At 57.6% G+C, this 14878-nt stretch carries 11 protein-coding genes and 1 pseudogene; 2 read left to right on the top strand and 10 right to left on the bottom strand.

The window, feature by feature from the left end; all coding sequences use genetic code 11:
* Positions 1–60: 60 nt before the first annotated feature.
* The 4 genes from ACUN0G_RS11720 to ACUN0G_RS11705 all read right to left on the bottom strand — a co-directional run bounded on the left by ACUN0G_RS11720 (position 61) and on the right by ACUN0G_RS11705 (position 5351).
* Positions 61–2448 (bottom strand): TonB-dependent siderophore receptor, encoded by a 2388-nt coding sequence (locus tag ACUN0G_RS11720; RefSeq protein WP_445573477.1) that lies wholly within the window; start codon positions 2446–2448, stop codon positions 61–63.
* A gap of 117 nt (positions 2449–2565) precedes the next feature.
* The gene (locus ACUN0G_RS11715; protein ID WP_445573476.1) at positions 2566–3507 is read right to left on the bottom strand and encodes a FecR domain-containing protein; all 942 of its coding nucleotides are present in this window, start codon (positions 3505–3507) and stop codon (positions 2566–2568) included.
* Positions 3504–4031: a sigma-70 family RNA polymerase sigma factor gene (locus tag ACUN0G_RS11710; RefSeq protein WP_445573475.1), complete on the bottom strand. Its 528-nt coding sequence runs from the start codon at positions 4029–4031 to the stop codon at positions 3504–3506. Before ACUN0G_RS11710 ends, ACUN0G_RS11715 begins: the two co-directional genes overlap by 4 nt.
* Before the next feature lie 339 nt (positions 4032–4370).
* Positions 4371–5351 (bottom strand): IS5 family transposase, encoded by a 981-nt coding sequence (locus ACUN0G_RS11705; RefSeq protein ID WP_445575549.1) that lies wholly within the window; start codon positions 5349–5351, stop codon positions 4371–4373.
* A gap of 143 nt (positions 5352–5494) precedes the next feature.
* Between ACUN0G_RS11705 and ACUN0G_RS11700 the strand changes: the two genes are divergently transcribed.
* Together ACUN0G_RS11700 and ACUN0G_RS11695 are read left to right on the top strand one after the other, a co-directional pair.
* A complete protein-coding gene (locus ACUN0G_RS11700; protein ID WP_445573474.1) occupies positions 5495–5992 on the top strand; it encodes a hypothetical protein in 498 nt (165 codons plus the stop codon).
* Positions 5993–7350: 1358 nt separating this feature from the next.
* A pseudogene (locus ACUN0G_RS11695) lies at positions 7351–7629 on the top strand (integrase core domain-containing protein); the annotation flags it as partial.
* A 142-nt stretch (positions 7630–7771) separates the two neighbouring features.
* On the opposite strand, the gene ACUN0G_RS11690 reads toward ACUN0G_RS11695, so the two are convergent.
* The 6 genes from ACUN0G_RS11690 to ACUN0G_RS11665 form a co-directional block, all read right to left on the bottom strand.
* Entirely contained in the window at positions 7772–8977 is a 1206-nt protein-coding gene (locus ACUN0G_RS11690) for a tyrosine-type recombinase/integrase (protein ID WP_445573473.1), read from the bottom strand.
* A gap of 751 nt (positions 8978–9728) precedes the next feature.
* Positions 9729–10610, bottom strand: coding sequence for a cache domain-containing protein (locus ACUN0G_RS11685; protein WP_445573472.1), 882 nt, complete (start codon positions 10608–10610; stop codon positions 9729–9731).
* Between the two features lie 38 nt (positions 10611–10648).
* Entirely contained in the window at positions 10649–11773 is a 1125-nt protein-coding gene (locus tag ACUN0G_RS11680; protein WP_445573471.1) for an acyl-CoA dehydrogenase family protein, read from the bottom strand.
* Between the two features lie 31 nt (positions 11774–11804).
* On the bottom strand, positions 11805–12605 hold the full coding sequence (locus ACUN0G_RS11675; protein WP_057023745.1) for a crotonase/enoyl-CoA hydratase family protein: 801 nt from the start codon (positions 12603–12605) through the stop codon (positions 11805–11807).
* Complete coding sequence (locus ACUN0G_RS11670; RefSeq protein ID WP_445573470.1) at positions 12602–13678, bottom strand: acyl-CoA dehydrogenase family protein; 1077 nt, start codon at positions 13676–13678, stop codon at positions 12602–12604. Before ACUN0G_RS11670 ends, ACUN0G_RS11675 begins: the two co-directional genes overlap by 4 nt.
* Positions 13678–14826 carry an acyl-CoA dehydrogenase family protein gene (locus ACUN0G_RS11665; protein WP_057023743.1) on the bottom strand — a complete coding sequence of 383 codons (1149 nt, stop codon included), beginning with the start codon at positions 14824–14826 and terminating at the stop codon, positions 13678–13680. Before ACUN0G_RS11665 ends, ACUN0G_RS11670 begins: the two co-directional genes overlap by 1 nt.
* Positions 14827–14878 lie beyond the last annotated feature (52 nt).

Raw genomic sequence — 14878 nt, 5'->3', positions numbered from 1 at the left:
CGAGGATTCTTGAGAATATCCCTAACCTATAGCGAACGGACGGCTGGGGCTTGCCATGCCTTACCACTGGTAGCTCACAGAGCCGATGACACTGCGCTCGTCGCCGTAGCGGCACGAGGTATTGCACGACAGATACGACTCATTGGTCAGGTTCTGGGCCTTGGCAGTCAACTGCCAATGGTCGCCGATGTCATAGCTGACTCGTGCATCAAAGCGGGTGTAGGCCGGGATCTTGCGATCAGTGATGGTCGGTGTGGTGCGGGTGGTACCGGTGTACAACGCGCCCACGCCGATCTTGACCTGCGGCAGACCGAACGCAGCCAGACGATAGTCCGTCCAGAGCGAGGCGTTGTGGTAAGGCACCCCTTCAAGGCGTTTGCCAATGTTGGTGACGACGTTATCTTCCAGGACATGCGCGTCGGTATAGCTGTAGCTGGCCGTCATGCTCACGGTGTCAGTCAGGTCGGTCTTGGCTTCAAGTTCCAGCCCCTTGGAGCGACTTTTGCCATACTGCTCGTACTGCGCGGTCAGAGCGTTGTAGGTGATCGCGTTGGTCTGTGTCAGCTCGTAGACCGCCGCGCTGAGCATCGTGTTGCTGTCCGGTGGCTGGTAGCGAATGCCCACCTCGTACTGCTCGCCTTCGATCGGGTCGAACGTCCCCGCGACGCCAGGGTTGGCAACATCGGCCGGCTGGAACGACTGGCTATAGCTGACATAGGGCGCTACGCCGTTATCGAACAGGTACAACAGCGCGATACGGCCGGTAGGTTTCTGATCGCTGCGTGGCGTACGGGCGCCGTTGACGAAGGAATAATTATGGCTTTCTGCCCAGTCCTGACGGCCACCCAACAGGAACACCCAATGGTCGTCAAAGGTGATCTGGTCTTGAAGGTAGAGACCCACCTGACGGCTGTGGATATCCCACCCGGATTCGGGTCCGGTGTTCGCCCCTACACCGGTGTAGGTAAAGGTCGAGAGGTTCAGGCTGGGAGCAAGTTGCGCTGCTGTGGCGCTGATGTGGCGATGGGTGTCGTAGGTCTTGTGGTAGTAGTCCACACCCGCCAGTAGCGTATGGCGCCAGCGGCCTGCGTCGATCTTCCATTCAACATTGTTGTCGCTGGTCCAGCCGGTGGAGGTTTCTTCACGTTCGCTGTAACGGCGGTTCAACGTGTTACCGGACATGCTGAACGGTAACAAGTAGTTCCAGGACACCCTGGACTGGTAGTAGCGCAGGGCGTGACGTACTTTGAGCGTTTCACTAAAGCTGTGTTCGAACACGTAGCCCAAGGTATCGATGCGGCTGTTGAAATGATCGTAACCGGGCTCGCCCACAAAATCGTCGCGCCCGATCTTTCGTCCAGGGTTTGGACTGTAGGTGGTCATGGCGTAAGTCAGCGGCGGCGTCAGGCCGGTGAGTGCTTCGGTGTGGCTGGCGAGCACAGTGAGAGAGGTATCGTCGTTCGGCTGCCAGGTAAAAGAGGGAGCGATGTAGCGCTTGTCGTCGCGAATGTGGTCTACCTGCGTGTCAGCGTCGCGCCACAGACCGTCGAGCCGATAAGAGAACTCACCTTGTTCATCCAGCGGGCCGGCCAGGTCCAAGGTGTACTGCTTGCGATCATGGCTACCGTATTCGACGCTGACCCGATGCAACGGGATATCGGTGGGCCGCTTGCTCACAGCGTTGATCATGCCTCCCGGCGACAGTTGGCCATACAGCACAGACGACGCGCCCTTGAGCACTTCGGCGCGCTCCAGACCGAACGGCTCGATGCCGCCGTCGTAGACGCTGGACTGCAATTTCATGCCGTCGAGCAGGATACCGCCGGTCCCGGAGCCAACGTTGAAACCGCGCAAGGTATAATCGTCCGCCACCCGACTGAAACCATTGGGCTGGCCTACAAACCCAGGCGTGTAGCCCAAGGCATCTGCCAGGGTGTCACTCTTGCGGTCGTCCATTTCGGCGCGGGTAACTACAGAAATCGATTGCGGCGTCTCAATCAGTGGCGTGTCGGTCTTGGTCGCACTGGCGGCACGTTTGGCCACATAGCCATAGACCGGACCGTAAGCCGATTCCTGATCGGACACTGCATCGATGTTCGACACACCCAACATCAGCGCACCGGTTTCCGGCTGCACGCTCAGCGCTCCGCTGCCACTGATCAAAATCGACAGTCCGCTGCCCTGCAGTGCCTGTTCGACGGCCTGCTCTGCTGTCAGTTGGCAGGAAACTCCATGGGCCTGTCGCCCTCTGACGTCATCCGGCAGGAACACCACCTGACGACCACTGCGCTGACCGATCGTGATAAGCGTCGCCTCCAGAGGACCTGCGAGCAAGGCGTACATCTGGCGCCCGGCCGCGCTGACCGGCTCTGCAGCAAAAATGATGTTTATAGGCGCAACGACAATGCTGACAGCAATGGCCAAAGGGCAAAGGAGCTGGGGACGCATGGGCGAATGACTCTCCGGTGTCAGGACAGAACAGCTGCAAACGGCGCAGCACTGTCTTGCTTGTGCGATGAGCCAGCAAAATATTAAGAGCCGATTGAAACAATTTTCAGGCGGACCTCAGCTCAGGGACACACGGGTCCAGAATCCCAGAAAATGCTCGATCCGCAGCGGCAACACATCAGCCATTGCAGCCAGCGCCTGTTCACTTTGATCGAGGCTGAACACGCCGGAGATTTTCAGTCGCGCAGCTTCGGGGCTGATGGTCAACACGCCCCGGTGATAAGGTCGCAACGCCTCGATGACCGTCGCCAGCGTCTGATCGTGAGACTCCAGCATGCCCTGCGACCAGGCTGAGGCACTGTTCGCAGACCTTCCGATCGGCTCGATGCCTCTGCCGGTCAGCCGTACACCCTGCCCCTCTGCCAACGTCGCACCCGAGCCGTTGATGTGCGTTACCCGCAGGCCTTTCTTCAAAGCCCAGATACGGGACTCATCCGGCAAGAGCATCATCATGCAGCGTCCTTCGGCCATGCTCGCAGTCCCCAGGCGAGAACACAGCCGCAGGGCATCCCGCTCGCTGGCCCGCACGTCGGCAATCACACCGCCGTCAAGCAATTCAACATCGCGCTTATGTGCCCCGAAACGCAGGTTCACTGCACTTTGCGCATTGAGCAGCAGAGACGAACCGTCTGGCAGAGCGATGCGTTCACGCTGGGCGGTGCCGGTACTCAAATCTGAGCGCAGTCCCGCCAGTCCCCACCCCGGGCCGGTCAGGCAATAACTGCCAGCGGCCAACCCGCATAGCCCCAACGCCCCTCGCAGAAAGGCACGACGACGAACCGGTCGGTCCTTGGCCAACATTCGGCCCGACACACCGTCAACGCCGGCAAACGTTGCCTGCAACCGAAGCTGCAACTGTTGCCAGGCCTCCTGATGGTGTCGGTCGGCCGCAAGCCACTGCTCGAAAGACAGTTGCTGCTGCGCATCGAAAAACCCGGAACGCTGATAGGCCATCCAGGCGATGGCTTCATCCACAGCAGCAGGCGGTGCAGCCGTCATAGCCGCGCCTCGAAACAGGCACGCAGCCCCTGGACCACGTACTGATGAACCCGCGGCGCTGACACCCCCAGCTCGCGGCCGATTTCGATGTAAGTCATGCCATCGAGCTGACTGTACAAAAACGCCGCCCGGGCTCGGGACGATAGCCCCTCAAGCAAACGATCAATCTCGACCAGGGCTTCGATCGCGAGCGCTTGCTGCTCTGCTGACGGGGCAAACTGCTCAGGCTCGCCGGCCAACGTCTCCAGATAGGCACGCTCCAGATCGCGTCGGCGCCAACTGGCGTACATCAAGCGCTTAGCGATGGTCGTCAACAGCGCCCGAGGCTCGCGAATCGACTGCGGATCGTCCAGTGCGACCACGTGGGCGAAGGTTTCCGACGCCATGTCCGCGGCGTCGCTGGGGCAACCCAATCGCGCCCGCAACCGGTCGAACAACCACCCATGGTGATCGCCGAACAGCTGATGGAGCAGGCTTTGGCGAGCAGTCAACTTGACGCAGGCGACACTGGGATGGGCTGCCATTGAGAGGATCACTAATGGAAATGGTTCTCAATTCTGCCAAACCCAAACCGCTCTCGCAATAAAAGTCATTGGCAGGACAGAAAAAGACCGACCAGATTGGCGGTGATATTCTTCACGCGTAACAGCACACCAACTTATTAAACTGCTAGTGATCACCGAGCATGTCGGATACTCCCGAGCCAGAGCTTTCACTAGGGATGGTCTGAAGTAGACCGCTATTTTCCGGCTACCGAGCCATCGGGGCTTTAAAAAACGGCCGCCGTTCAAGATTGATCGAATCTGCCCCGTACTTCATGCTTTTTGGTTGCTGCGAGCGCCTCGCAGCAACCATTTGCCCTATTAAGGGCGCACCTCTCCTGCGCTGGAGAGCAAATATCGACGTGCCATCCACAGGTTCGACAGGGCGAACAGCGTCACCATCTGAGCCGTGTTTTTCACCAAGCCTCGAAAGCACACTTTCGTATAGCCAAACTGGCGTTTGATCACGCGAAATGGATGCTCAACCTTGGAGCAAACCTTAGCCTTGGCTCTCTCGATCTTGCGTATCGCTTTGTACAACACGCTGCGTTTGCCGTGTTTTTTGTAGGTGCTGCGTCGGGCGACAACCTGCCAGACGACTTGGCGTCCCGCATGTTCTTCGCGCTTATTGACACCGGTATAGCCCGCATCAGCGCAGACCACGTTCTCGGCGCCATGTAGCAGTTTATCGACCTGGGTCACGTCCGCAACGTTGGCCGCAGTGACTACCACGCTGTGCACCAGCCCTGACTCATCGTCGACCCCAATGTGCGCTTTAGCGCCGAAGTAATACTGGTTGCCCTTCTTCGTCTGATGCATTTCCGGATCGCGTCTGCCGTCCTTGTTCTTGGTCGAGCTGGGCGCATGAATCAGCGTGGCATCGACGATGGTGCCTTGTCGCAGCGACAAGCCACGGTCGTCCAGATAGCCATTGATCGCGCCGAGAATACCAGTGGCCAACTCGTGCTTTTCCAGCAGGCGACGGAAGTTGAGGATGGTGGTTTTATCCGGGATTCGCTCCAGGCTCAGTCCGGAGAACTGGCGCAGGATCGTCGTTTCGTAAAGCGCCTCTTCCATCGCTGGATCGCTGTAACCGAACCAGTTTTGCATGAGATGAACCCGTAGCAACGCCATCAACGGATAGGCTGGACGGCCGCCTTCGCCCTTCGGGTAATGAGGTTCGATCAGGGCGATCAACCCCTTCCAGGGCACGACCCGATCCATCTCGATCAGGAACAGTTCCTTGAGGGTCTGTGTGCGCTTACCGGCGTACTCGGCGTCGGCGAAGGTCATTTGCTTCATCATCGAAAAGCTCGGCGATTGGTGTTCGGGGATTTTGCCAAATCAGGAAGTCTTTTTCAGAATTTCCCTAGCTCGCGAAGAGTTCGGCTTGGGGGGATTTGAATATTTAGGAAACATTCCTGGATCGGTTGGAGGGGGCCGTCATGAACGCAGGGGCGTTTGGGCACGAGATCGCGACGGTGACCCAAAGGGTGCGAGTTTATGCAATTCGCACTCAGCAGGTGATCGAACTGAGCCATGCGGAGTGCCGATGGGGGTACCGTTCGTCCTTGTTTCAAAACGAGGAGTACGTGGTGTTGGGAGCGTATTTTCGATTGCATAATGCTGATCGGAAGTATTTACGTGCCAGCAGGCTATCAAATCTGGCGCTTAGGCGGGCGCGTTATCCCAGATCGCAACCGAATGCGGGGAGTGTTTTCAAACGCCCACCGCATGGTCTCAAAGTCGGGGAAATGATCGAGACTCTCGGGCATAAAGGATACTCCATCGGCACCGCTGAAATCTCAGACAAACACGCGGGGTTTATTGTGGCTAAACGTCCTGCACAAGCAAGCGATATATGTGCGCTGATCGCATTTATGCAGAGAGAGATGCGACAGCACTTTGACGTGGAGACGGAGGAGGAGCAAAAGCTGTTGTAGAGGTAGTTAGAATTTTTTCTTGAGGAACGGCTATGACAATTTATCAAAAGCACTCGCGGGTGCTAGCGAAGCTTGAAAAAAACGTTCGGTGGGATTTTGAATCTTCTCATCTATCTGATATATCTAGGATATGGAACTTTTTGACAGAGCGCGTACCTAAAATATTTAACGGGCCGGTGCTCATGTCAAATGATATGTCGGGTAACTTTGACACTCTCGAGGTTAACTTGCTCCGGACGTCCTATGCAGCATTCATGGCATGGCGCGAGCTCAATCACCCAAGCAAGAGCGCAAACCTCTGATTTCCGATCGCTGCTATCAAGACGTCCAATGGCTTCTTTCTTCTGGGCACCATGGCCGCACATACTTCGAATGCCGGAATAAGCTATTATACCTCTGGAACATTGAATGACGATGACGTGCTAGAAGACGAAACCGTCGCGTTGGAGAGGTCGCTTATTCGAGAGGTTGAAGAAGAAACAGGGTTGACCGTTGACGATTTTGACCTAAAGACAGTTGGACTAGAGTAGAGAACGACGTGTACTGCGCTTTTTTCAAGGAGGCGCAGTTGAAATGGACGCGAGCCGAGGTTTCCGAACGGATTGAGAAATTTCTGGCGGAACAGTTAGATCCTGAGCTGTCAGGTATCTTGTTCGTAAAAAAACGGTCAGATCTAACTGGACTCAAGCTACCTGCCGACCAGAGAGATTACTTCGAAAGGATCTTGCCTGGTCATTGAATTCGCATGTGGTAGTTGTCCACGGTCGCTCACGAATGCAAAATCTGAGTATTGAGTACACCGACAAGCAACGCTGGTTTGCGTTCACCAAGATATACACCCTCTCGGCCCTGTCGCAGATCGTGCAGATCGGTATAGTCACTCCGCTGCTGTCGCTTTCGCTTGAGCCGGGTAATTTGAATCGGTCTTTTATATTTTTGATTATTATAATAAATATTTGGTTTGGATTTTTATTGGAATGCCAATTGGAATACCTTACGAGATAGCAACGCCATTGCTCCTCGCTTGTAATCGACTTGCCAACTTTACTTCGCATCCGCATTACGCGGTGATTTTCTTAAAGCTGTCGGGGCAACAGGTCGCGGACGATCCGAAGCTGAAGGAGATTGAAGGCTGAGACCGTGCCAAAAGCGGTCGCTGGAGTTGTCTAAAACAAGAAGCAATTCAAACCTGCGCTCCTGGAAGTCGCCCAAATATCTCGGAAGGCCCAGCCGCAGAATCGCGGCTGTTCCAGGCGTCGTTGCGGATCGCCGTGCAGGCCACTCACGAATGTCTTCCCCAGTAGACTTATGACCGGCTTCTGACCGGACTGGCAGTCCATCGAGACTGATCCACGATCAGCCGCAACTTTCGCCAGCGGCTGTGGCGTTATCGCATGCGTCAGAGTATGAGCCGCCGAGGAAACTGCTGGGATAATGCGACGATGGAGCGGGTTTTTCGCAGCTTGAAAACAGAGTGAATACCAACCACTGGCTACATGACCGGCCACCAGTCTCAGAGAGATATTAGCCAGTACCTGATGCATCACTACAACTGGATCCGACCTCATCAATTTAACGATGGATTGGCCCCAGCGAAAACGGAAGAAAAACTTAAAACCGTGTCCGGGATGAGTTGACCACTACACTTGATCGCATAGCCCGAATAGGACTGCTAATCTGCAGCTACGCGCTTCAAGCTCAGAAAATCAGTTGAAGGTTGTCCGATTTGCGACATGTAAGCTTCAGGTTCAGGGAGCGGAACGCCTACCTCCAGTGCATCTAATAATCCGCCCAGAATTGCATCATCCTACGTCTCGGCTCGACGTATTCTGCATGATTGTATGCAGCCCGTATTTGGTTGGCATCAGCATGTGAAAGCTGCGCCTCAATCCACGCCTTTACAAAGCCAACCTCATTGAGCGCCGTTGAGATGGTGGCCCTGACGCCATGACCAGTGAGCCTCCCTTTGTAACCCATCCGGCTAATCGCAGTGTTAAGGGTATTTTCACTGATCATTTCCTGCGGTTCGTATCGGTGAACCAGTAGGTACCGCGCACCGCGCGCCCTTAACTGCATTAGCCGCTGCACAATTGCATTTGCTTGGGTAGACAGTGGAATCACATAAGGTGGGATCTCGTCCCCCTGGGTTCGAACACGGCTCCGGAGTTGCTTGACACCCTCCGGGGGCACCAACCAGATCCCTTTGTCGAGGTCGAATTGGTCTGGCGTCGCCGCCCGCAGCTCTCCTGTATGGAGCCCTGTCAACAACAATAGACGAATACCAAGCCGTGTCGCTTCTGCACACCCGTAGTGGGTGAGGGTCCTGAGCAGTCCTGAAATTTCATTTACCTGGAGGAAGGGATTATGGAGAACTGGCCGCGGCGTCTCGGCAACGATGTCAAGATCTGCTGCTGGGTTCACATCAACGAGCCCTTCCGCTATGGCAAAACGAAAGATCTGGTTGAGCCAGGTCCGTACCTTTCGAGCAGAGACCAGCGCACCTCTGCGCTCAATTCGCCTAATGAGCTCCAGCACGTCACCACGAGAAATATCTGAGATCGGAAGATCGCCCAAACACGGCAGCATGTCCTTCTTCAGGTATTTGCTCGCTTGCCCTGCACTGCCCTTCTTACTTTTCGTCAGTTTTTTACTTCGGAACTCAAGCCAGCGACCAGCAACCGCTTCAAACGTGTTGTTGGCGGCGTGAGAGGCTTTTTGGCGCTCGGCGCGACGATGTGAGTGGGGATCGATATTGTTGGCCACCAGCGCACGTGCAGCCTCTCTCCGGTGGCAAGCCTCCTTGAGACTGACGTCGGGATAGATGCCAAGGGAAATACGCAGTTGCTTGTCATGCCAATAGAAACGGAAATGCCAGCGCTTTGAACCCGTCCTGGGCACCTGCAGAGATAAGCCATCCCCATCCGTTAACGTATAAGGCTTGCTGGCGGGCTTGGCTTGCTTGATCGCTGTATCTGTCAGAGCCATCAGACACCTCCTTTTGCATCAAGGAGGGGAATACAACCCAGCGGTAGACGAACCAATACGAAAATTGATGCGCAAGGAATCGTAAAAGGCTGTGCCAGCGGTGTACTTAAATGTGTACTTAAAAACCGCGGCTGGAGATGGATTCCAGTGGAATTCAGTGGAATTCAGTGGAATTCAGAAAACGAAAAAAGCGGCTCAAGGGCGCTATTTCCGTGACTTCCAAGCGTTCAGTGGGCCTTAGTGGAAGCAAATATGGCGCAGCGGACGGGATCATAACTCATCCTTCAAGTGTTTGAAAGCTCAAGATTTCCAAAGTATAGCGTTACGCTGATGGCCTTAATTGTGTACTCATTATTTGTGCTGGCGTTTTTACGTGGCTACGGCCGAATCACACGGGGTCAGGCCGGGTAAGACTTCTCATGCTATATCCGCATCGGTTTAACCAAAAAAATGGATTCGTACTCATTGGGGAGTCGCACAGGCGTACACCCAGCAGTGGGCACGTGAACTCTGAACAGGTTTCTGAATCGGCACGATCTCGCCCTCTTCTGTTACCGATGACGCAGCATTGAGTAGCACATGATTTACTTCCGGATCGCCACGTCTGGGACTTCGATCACCCGCATCTTGTATAACTTGATGGAAGTGCCACGCAAGCTATGATCGTACCTAACGGTTATTGCCTACCGCCCAACTCGCTGGTGATGGATCAAAGGCTAAAAATGCCCCACGATGTCTGCATTGGATTCTATCACTGTCGACCACCGGCCTTCAGACCCACAATCGTGTAGCAACCCACCGCCACCACGTAACCATCAATTCGTTGTAGAAAGGTCTGTTTGAGCTCGTTCTGACCCGTCATAGGGTTACGCCACAAGTAAGTCATCTCGGCGTTGTCCTCAGTGCGCATCAGTTCAAGCATGGCTTCGCCAATGGGCTTGCCATCGGTGGAACGCAGCGACTTGAAGTCAGTGCCCACCAGCCTGGGCAAGAAGCCATGGGCGGCGAAGCGTTGGGTCTTCAGGTCCACCACAAAGGCATACAGATCATCTTCGGTGAGTTGCTTGTCGTGTTTGTTGATGCGATCCAGCGTAGAGGCCGGGTCGCTGGCCAGTTGTTCGGTCATCCGTTGCAGCAACTGCCTGGCCTGTTCAGCGCTGGCTCGGGGCATGTAGTAGCCCACCGAGATCACCCGATCGGCCACACGCTCGTAGAACACACGCTTGCGCTCCACTTTGCCGTGCTGCCAGTTCCACCAGCGGTATTCGGCGCTGCGCACCGTACCGTCAGCCGGTTGCGAAATAGCGTGCTGGAAGGCGGCCTTGAGGTCGTCATCCAGCACGCTGACCACGGGCTTGCCCACCAATGACGCTGAAGGTCCGCCACTGGCTAGCATTACGCCGGCGGTGTCGACCACGTAGATGTATAGCTCACCATCCACATAGGCGCCCTGGCGACTGAACTCGGCGAGGGCACCATCACCCCGCGTCTTGTAATCGGCCACGGCCTTGGCCAGCAAGGCATTGGCGCGCTGGGCTTCGCCACCGTAGACATCCGTCGTCGCAGCTTGGGCCCCATTGATGAACGCGCTGCACCACAGGCACAGCAGCACGAAAGGTCGGTAAAGGCTCATTAATGGTGTTCCTCAAAAGGTGGCTGCATCATCTGGTGTCACAGGGTCCGCCCGATGATCTCCTTCATGATCTCCGAGGTGCCGCCGTAGATTCGCGCGACACGGGCATCCACCCACGCCCGGCTGATCTTGTACTCGCTCATGAACCCGTACCCACCGTGCAGTTGCAAAAACTCGTCGAGCAGCTTGCCCTGCATTTCCGAGCCCAGCAGTTTGGCCATCGCCGCGACATCCGGCGCCAGCTCGCCGCGCATGACCTTGGCCAGGCAATCATCGACAAACACACGCAACATGGTGAATTGCGCCTTGGCCTCGGCCAGCTTGAAGCGGGTGTTCTGGAAGTCCAGCACCGGCTTGCCGAATACCTTGCGCTCACGGGTGTACTCGATGGTTTCCGAGAGCAACGTGTCGATCGACTGCGCGGCCCGGATGGCAATGATCAAGCGTTCCCAGGCCAACTGGTGAGTCAGGTATTTGAAGCCCTGCCCTTCCTCGCCCAGGCGGTTGGCTGCGGGTACGCGCACCTCATCGAAAAACAGCTCGGCGGTGTCCTGGCCCTTGAGGCCGATCTTTTCCAGCAGGCGCCCCTTGGCGAAGCCTGGACGGTCCTCCTCGATACAGATCAGGGTCAGTTCCTTGGCGCTGAGGTCAAGCTTGGTGGCGGTGACCATCAACCCGGCGTTGCCGCCGTTGGTGATGAAGGTCTTCTGCCCGGAAACGATGTAGTCATCGCCGTCGGCGCGCGCCAGGGTGCGCATCGAGCGCAGGTCACTGCCGATTCCCGGCTCACTCATGGCGATCACGCCGATCAGCTCGCCACTGACCATTTTCGGCAACCAACGCTGCTTCTGTTCTTCGGTGCCGTAGGCAACGATGTACGGCGCGACGATTTCCGAGTGAGTGGTAAAACCCACTGCCGTGGCGTTGGCACGCGCCAGCTCCTCGATCATCACGGCGCTGTGGCCAAAATCGCCACCGGGGCCGCCATATTCCTCAGGCACTGTGGAGCACAACAGCCCGGTTTCCCCAGCCTTGAGCCAGACTTCCTTGGGAACGATGCCGGCCTTTTCCCATTCATGCAGGTAGGGCACGATCTCGCGATCGACAAACCGACGGGCTTGGTCGCGGAACATGCTGTGGTCTTCGCGAAAAACACTGCGCATTGTCAGTCTCCAGAATTGGGTCGATAAGCCATCAACGGTCGCGGTAGTCGGGTGCGCGTTTTTCGACAAACGCCGACACGGCTTCGTGATGGTCTTCGGTGTGATGAGCCAGCGATTGGTACGCGGCCGACAGCTCCAGCAAGGAGTCCAGGCGCATATGCTGGCCTTCGCGGAGCAGGCGTTTGCACAAGCGCAACGAATGCCCCGGGTTGCTGGCAATCCGTTCGGCGAGCGAGCGCGCTTCGGCCATCAAGGTCTGGTGCGTGCACACTTGCTCCACCAGCCCCCATTCCTGGGCCTTGACGGCATTGATGGCGTCGCCGGTGAACGACATCAGGCTGGCCTTGGGAATGCCGATGATCCGCGGCAGCAACCAGGCGCCGCCGTCTCCCGGAACGATCCCCAAGCGCACGAAACTCTCGGCAAACACCGCCGAGGTCGAAGCCAGGCGAATGTCGCACATGCACGCCAGGTCAAGGCCGGCGCCGATTGCCGGACCGTTCACGGCCGCAATCACGGGGATATCCAGCTCGTAGATCGCCAGGGGTATGCGCTGAATCCCATCGCGGTAGGTATTGCGCAGTTCATAGGGTGAGCCGGCGAAAATCCCGCCGCGCTCATGCATATCCTTGACGTTGCCACCGGCGCAGAAAGCGCTGCCATTGCCGGTAAGAATCATCACCCGCGCCGATTGGTCGCGGCGCAATTGGCTGCACAGCTCGACGAACTCCTGGATCTGCTCGGGGGTCGTCAAGGCATTGCGGGTGTCGGGATGGTCCATGCGCACGGTGACAATGCCGCCGTCGCGCTCGATCTGCAGAAACGGCTTCATGATGCATCACTCCCGGATGGGCACAAGGGTTGCCTGCCATGGTCGGTCAGCAACGGCCAGAACCCATCGCTGCCACCCTGGCAGATGCGCTGGCCCAGACGTTGACTCCAGAGGCTGGCCGAGCCTGCCTCGCTGCGCCACGCCCATAGCCGGCGGGTCAGCAAGTGCAAAGGGTATTCCTCGGTAAAACCGATGGCGCCGTGCACGGAGTGAGCAAAGCCGGCGCCTATGCCGGCCGCCTCGGCGGTACTGATCTTCGCTGCAGCGATAGTCAATTCGGCCAGCCCGTCGCCTGATTCGGCAAACGCCGCTTCGGCAGCAATCCCGGCAGCAGCGGCCTGTTCGGCAAACACCGCCAGTTGCTGCTGGATAGCCTGGAACGACCCAATCGCCTTGCCAAACTGCTGGCGCTCGCGGGCATAGTTGGCGGTCATGTCCAGCAAGCCGTGCAGCGCCCCGGCAATCTGCGCCGAACGCAGCATGGCGGCGCCCAGTTCAAGTACGTTGCCGGCAAAACTCTCAGGCAAGGCTGCCTGCGCCAGCACCTGGGCACCGGTAAAGCCCAGGTCGTCGCGGGGCTCACCGGCGATATTCAAGCTGAGCGTCAACTCGCTGGCATCGCTGCGCTTCAACAGCACCACGCTCGGCTTGCCGGACGACGACTGGGTCGCCACCGCCACCAGCGCTTCAACCTGACGGCCCCACGGCACCGCGTACGCCGAGCCGAATACCCGATCATCGTCGAGCAGCAAATCGGTGTCGGCCGCGATGCTCAAGCTCCCCGCGACCCCTTCCAACCCGGCCTCGCTCAACAGCCAGTTGCCAAGCAGGGCTTCAGCCAGTGGCGCCGGCACGCTATGACGCCCGGCCGCACGTACCAGCACGTACATATCGGACCAGCTGGCACCGGCGCCACCGAGCGCCTCGCTGACGCCGGCCAAGGTAAAGCCGGATTCGTCCAGGGCTTGCCACAACGCCGTAGGCCATTCGCCGCCGTCACACGCCATCACATAACTGGGCGTCGCCAGGTCGGCCAACAGGCGTTCAATTGTCGATTCAAATAGTTCGCGCATTATCGCAACCCCAAGCCACGGGCAATGATGCCCCGCAGAATTTCACGCGTGCCGCCGCGCAATGAGAATGACGGCGCCATTTGTGTCAGGTAGGCCAGCACTCGCGCGTGTTCACTCCCACCGTCCTGGCGCGGTTCGGTTTCCAACAGCAACTGGGCCACTTCGGGGATTTCCTGCTCGAAGGCATTCCCCAGGTCCTTGACGCAGGAGGCCGCCCACGTCGGTTGCGCCCCCGCCGCCAGTTGGGCAGTGACCGAAAGCGACATATTGCGCAGGGTCAACAGCTTGGCCGACATTCGGCCGATCTCCCGCGACTGCAAGGCGTCGGGATGGTTGCCCACCGCATCGATCAGGGTTTTCAACAGCGCGATGCAACTGAGAAAACGCTCCGGGCCGCTGCGTTCGAAGGCCAACTCGGCGGTGACCTGGTCCCAGCCTTTGCCCTCGCTGCCGATCAGGGCATCCACCGGCAAGCGCACGTTGTCGAAGAACACTTCATTGAAATGCTCACCGCCAGCCAAGTCACGGATCGGCCGGATCGTGATGCCCGGCAGGCTCAGGTCGACAATAAATTGCGACATGCCCTCGTGGCGCGCCGCCTGTTTTTCCCCGGTGCGCAATAGAGCGATCATGTAGTGCGAATGGTGAGCGTTGGTCGTCCAGACCTTCTGCCCATTGAGCACCCAGCTGTCGCCGTCACGCACCGCGCTGCTTTTGATCGACGCCAGGTCCGACCCCGAATTGGGCTCGCTCATGCCGATACAGAAGTAGCTTTCGCCGCGACAGATAGCCGGCAGGTAATGCTGTTTTTGCGCCTCGGTACCGAAGCGATTGATCAACGGACCGCTTTGCCGATCGGCAATCCAGTGCGCCGAAACCGGAGCCCCGGCCGCCAGCAGCTCCTCGATGATCACGTAGCGGGCAAAGGGCCCGGCCGCCGCCCCGCCATATGCCTTTGGCAAGGCCATGCCAACCCAGCCCTGGGCTCCGAGTTTTTGACTGAAAGCCGCGTCGAACCCCATCCAGGATTCCGCCCGCAAGGTATTCGGGTATTCGGCCAGGTGCGTATGAATAAAGGCGCGGACGCTTGCGCGAAGCGCCTCGGCTTCGGCAGGAATACTACTGTAGGAAAATTGGCTGATGGGCATATGCGTTCTCTTACGCTGAACACGAGCGCGACCGCCTCGAACGAGGCGACCA

This window comes from Pseudomonas sp. 32A (genome assembly GCF_052682255.1).
The sequence above is the reverse complement of the archived record's forward strand: the minus strand, read 5'-3'. Positions and strand labels throughout refer to the sequence as shown.

Bases quoted from the DNA above. Each gene is read 5' to 3' on its own strand.
- ACUN0G_RS11700 (WP_445573474.1), top strand. From the start codon at position 5,495: ATGAACGCAGGGGCGTTTGGGCACGAGATCGCGACGGTGACCCAAAGG.
- ACUN0G_RS11705 (WP_445575549.1), bottom strand. From the start codon at position 5,351: ATGAAGCAAATGACCTTCGCCGACGCCGAGTACGCCGGTAAGCGCACA.
- ACUN0G_RS11680 (WP_445573471.1), bottom strand. From the start codon at position 11,773: ATGCGCAGTGTTTTTCGCGAAGACCACAGCATGTTCCGCGACCAAGCC.
- ACUN0G_RS11720 (WP_445573477.1), bottom strand. From the start codon at position 2,448: ATGCGTCCCCAGCTCCTTTGCCCTTTGGCCATTGCTGTCAGCATTGTC.
- ACUN0G_RS11715 (WP_445573476.1), bottom strand. From the start codon at position 3,507: ATGACGGCTGCACCGCCTGCTGCTGTGGATGAAGCCATCGCCTGGATG.
- ACUN0G_RS11675 (WP_057023745.1), bottom strand. From the start codon at position 12,605: ATGAAGCCGTTTCTGCAGATCGAGCGCGACGGCGGCATTGTCACCGTG.
- ACUN0G_RS11690 (WP_445573473.1), bottom strand. From the start codon at position 8,977: ATGGCTCTGACAGATACAGCGATCAAGCAAGCCAAGCCCGCCAGCAAG.
- ACUN0G_RS11685 (WP_445573472.1), bottom strand. From the start codon at position 10,610: ATGAGCCTTTACCGACCTTTCGTGCTGCTGTGCCTGTGGTGCAGCGCG.
- ACUN0G_RS11665 (WP_057023743.1), bottom strand. From the start codon at position 14,826: ATGCCCATCAGCCAATTTTCCTACAGTAGTATTCCTGCCGAAGCCGAG.
- ACUN0G_RS11710 (WP_445573475.1), bottom strand. From the start codon at position 4,031: ATGGCAGCCCATCCCAGTGTCGCCTGCGTCAAGTTGACTGCTCGCCAA.
- ACUN0G_RS11670 (WP_445573470.1), bottom strand. From the start codon at position 13,678: ATGCGCGAACTATTTGAATCGACAATTGAACGCCTGTTGGCCGACCTG.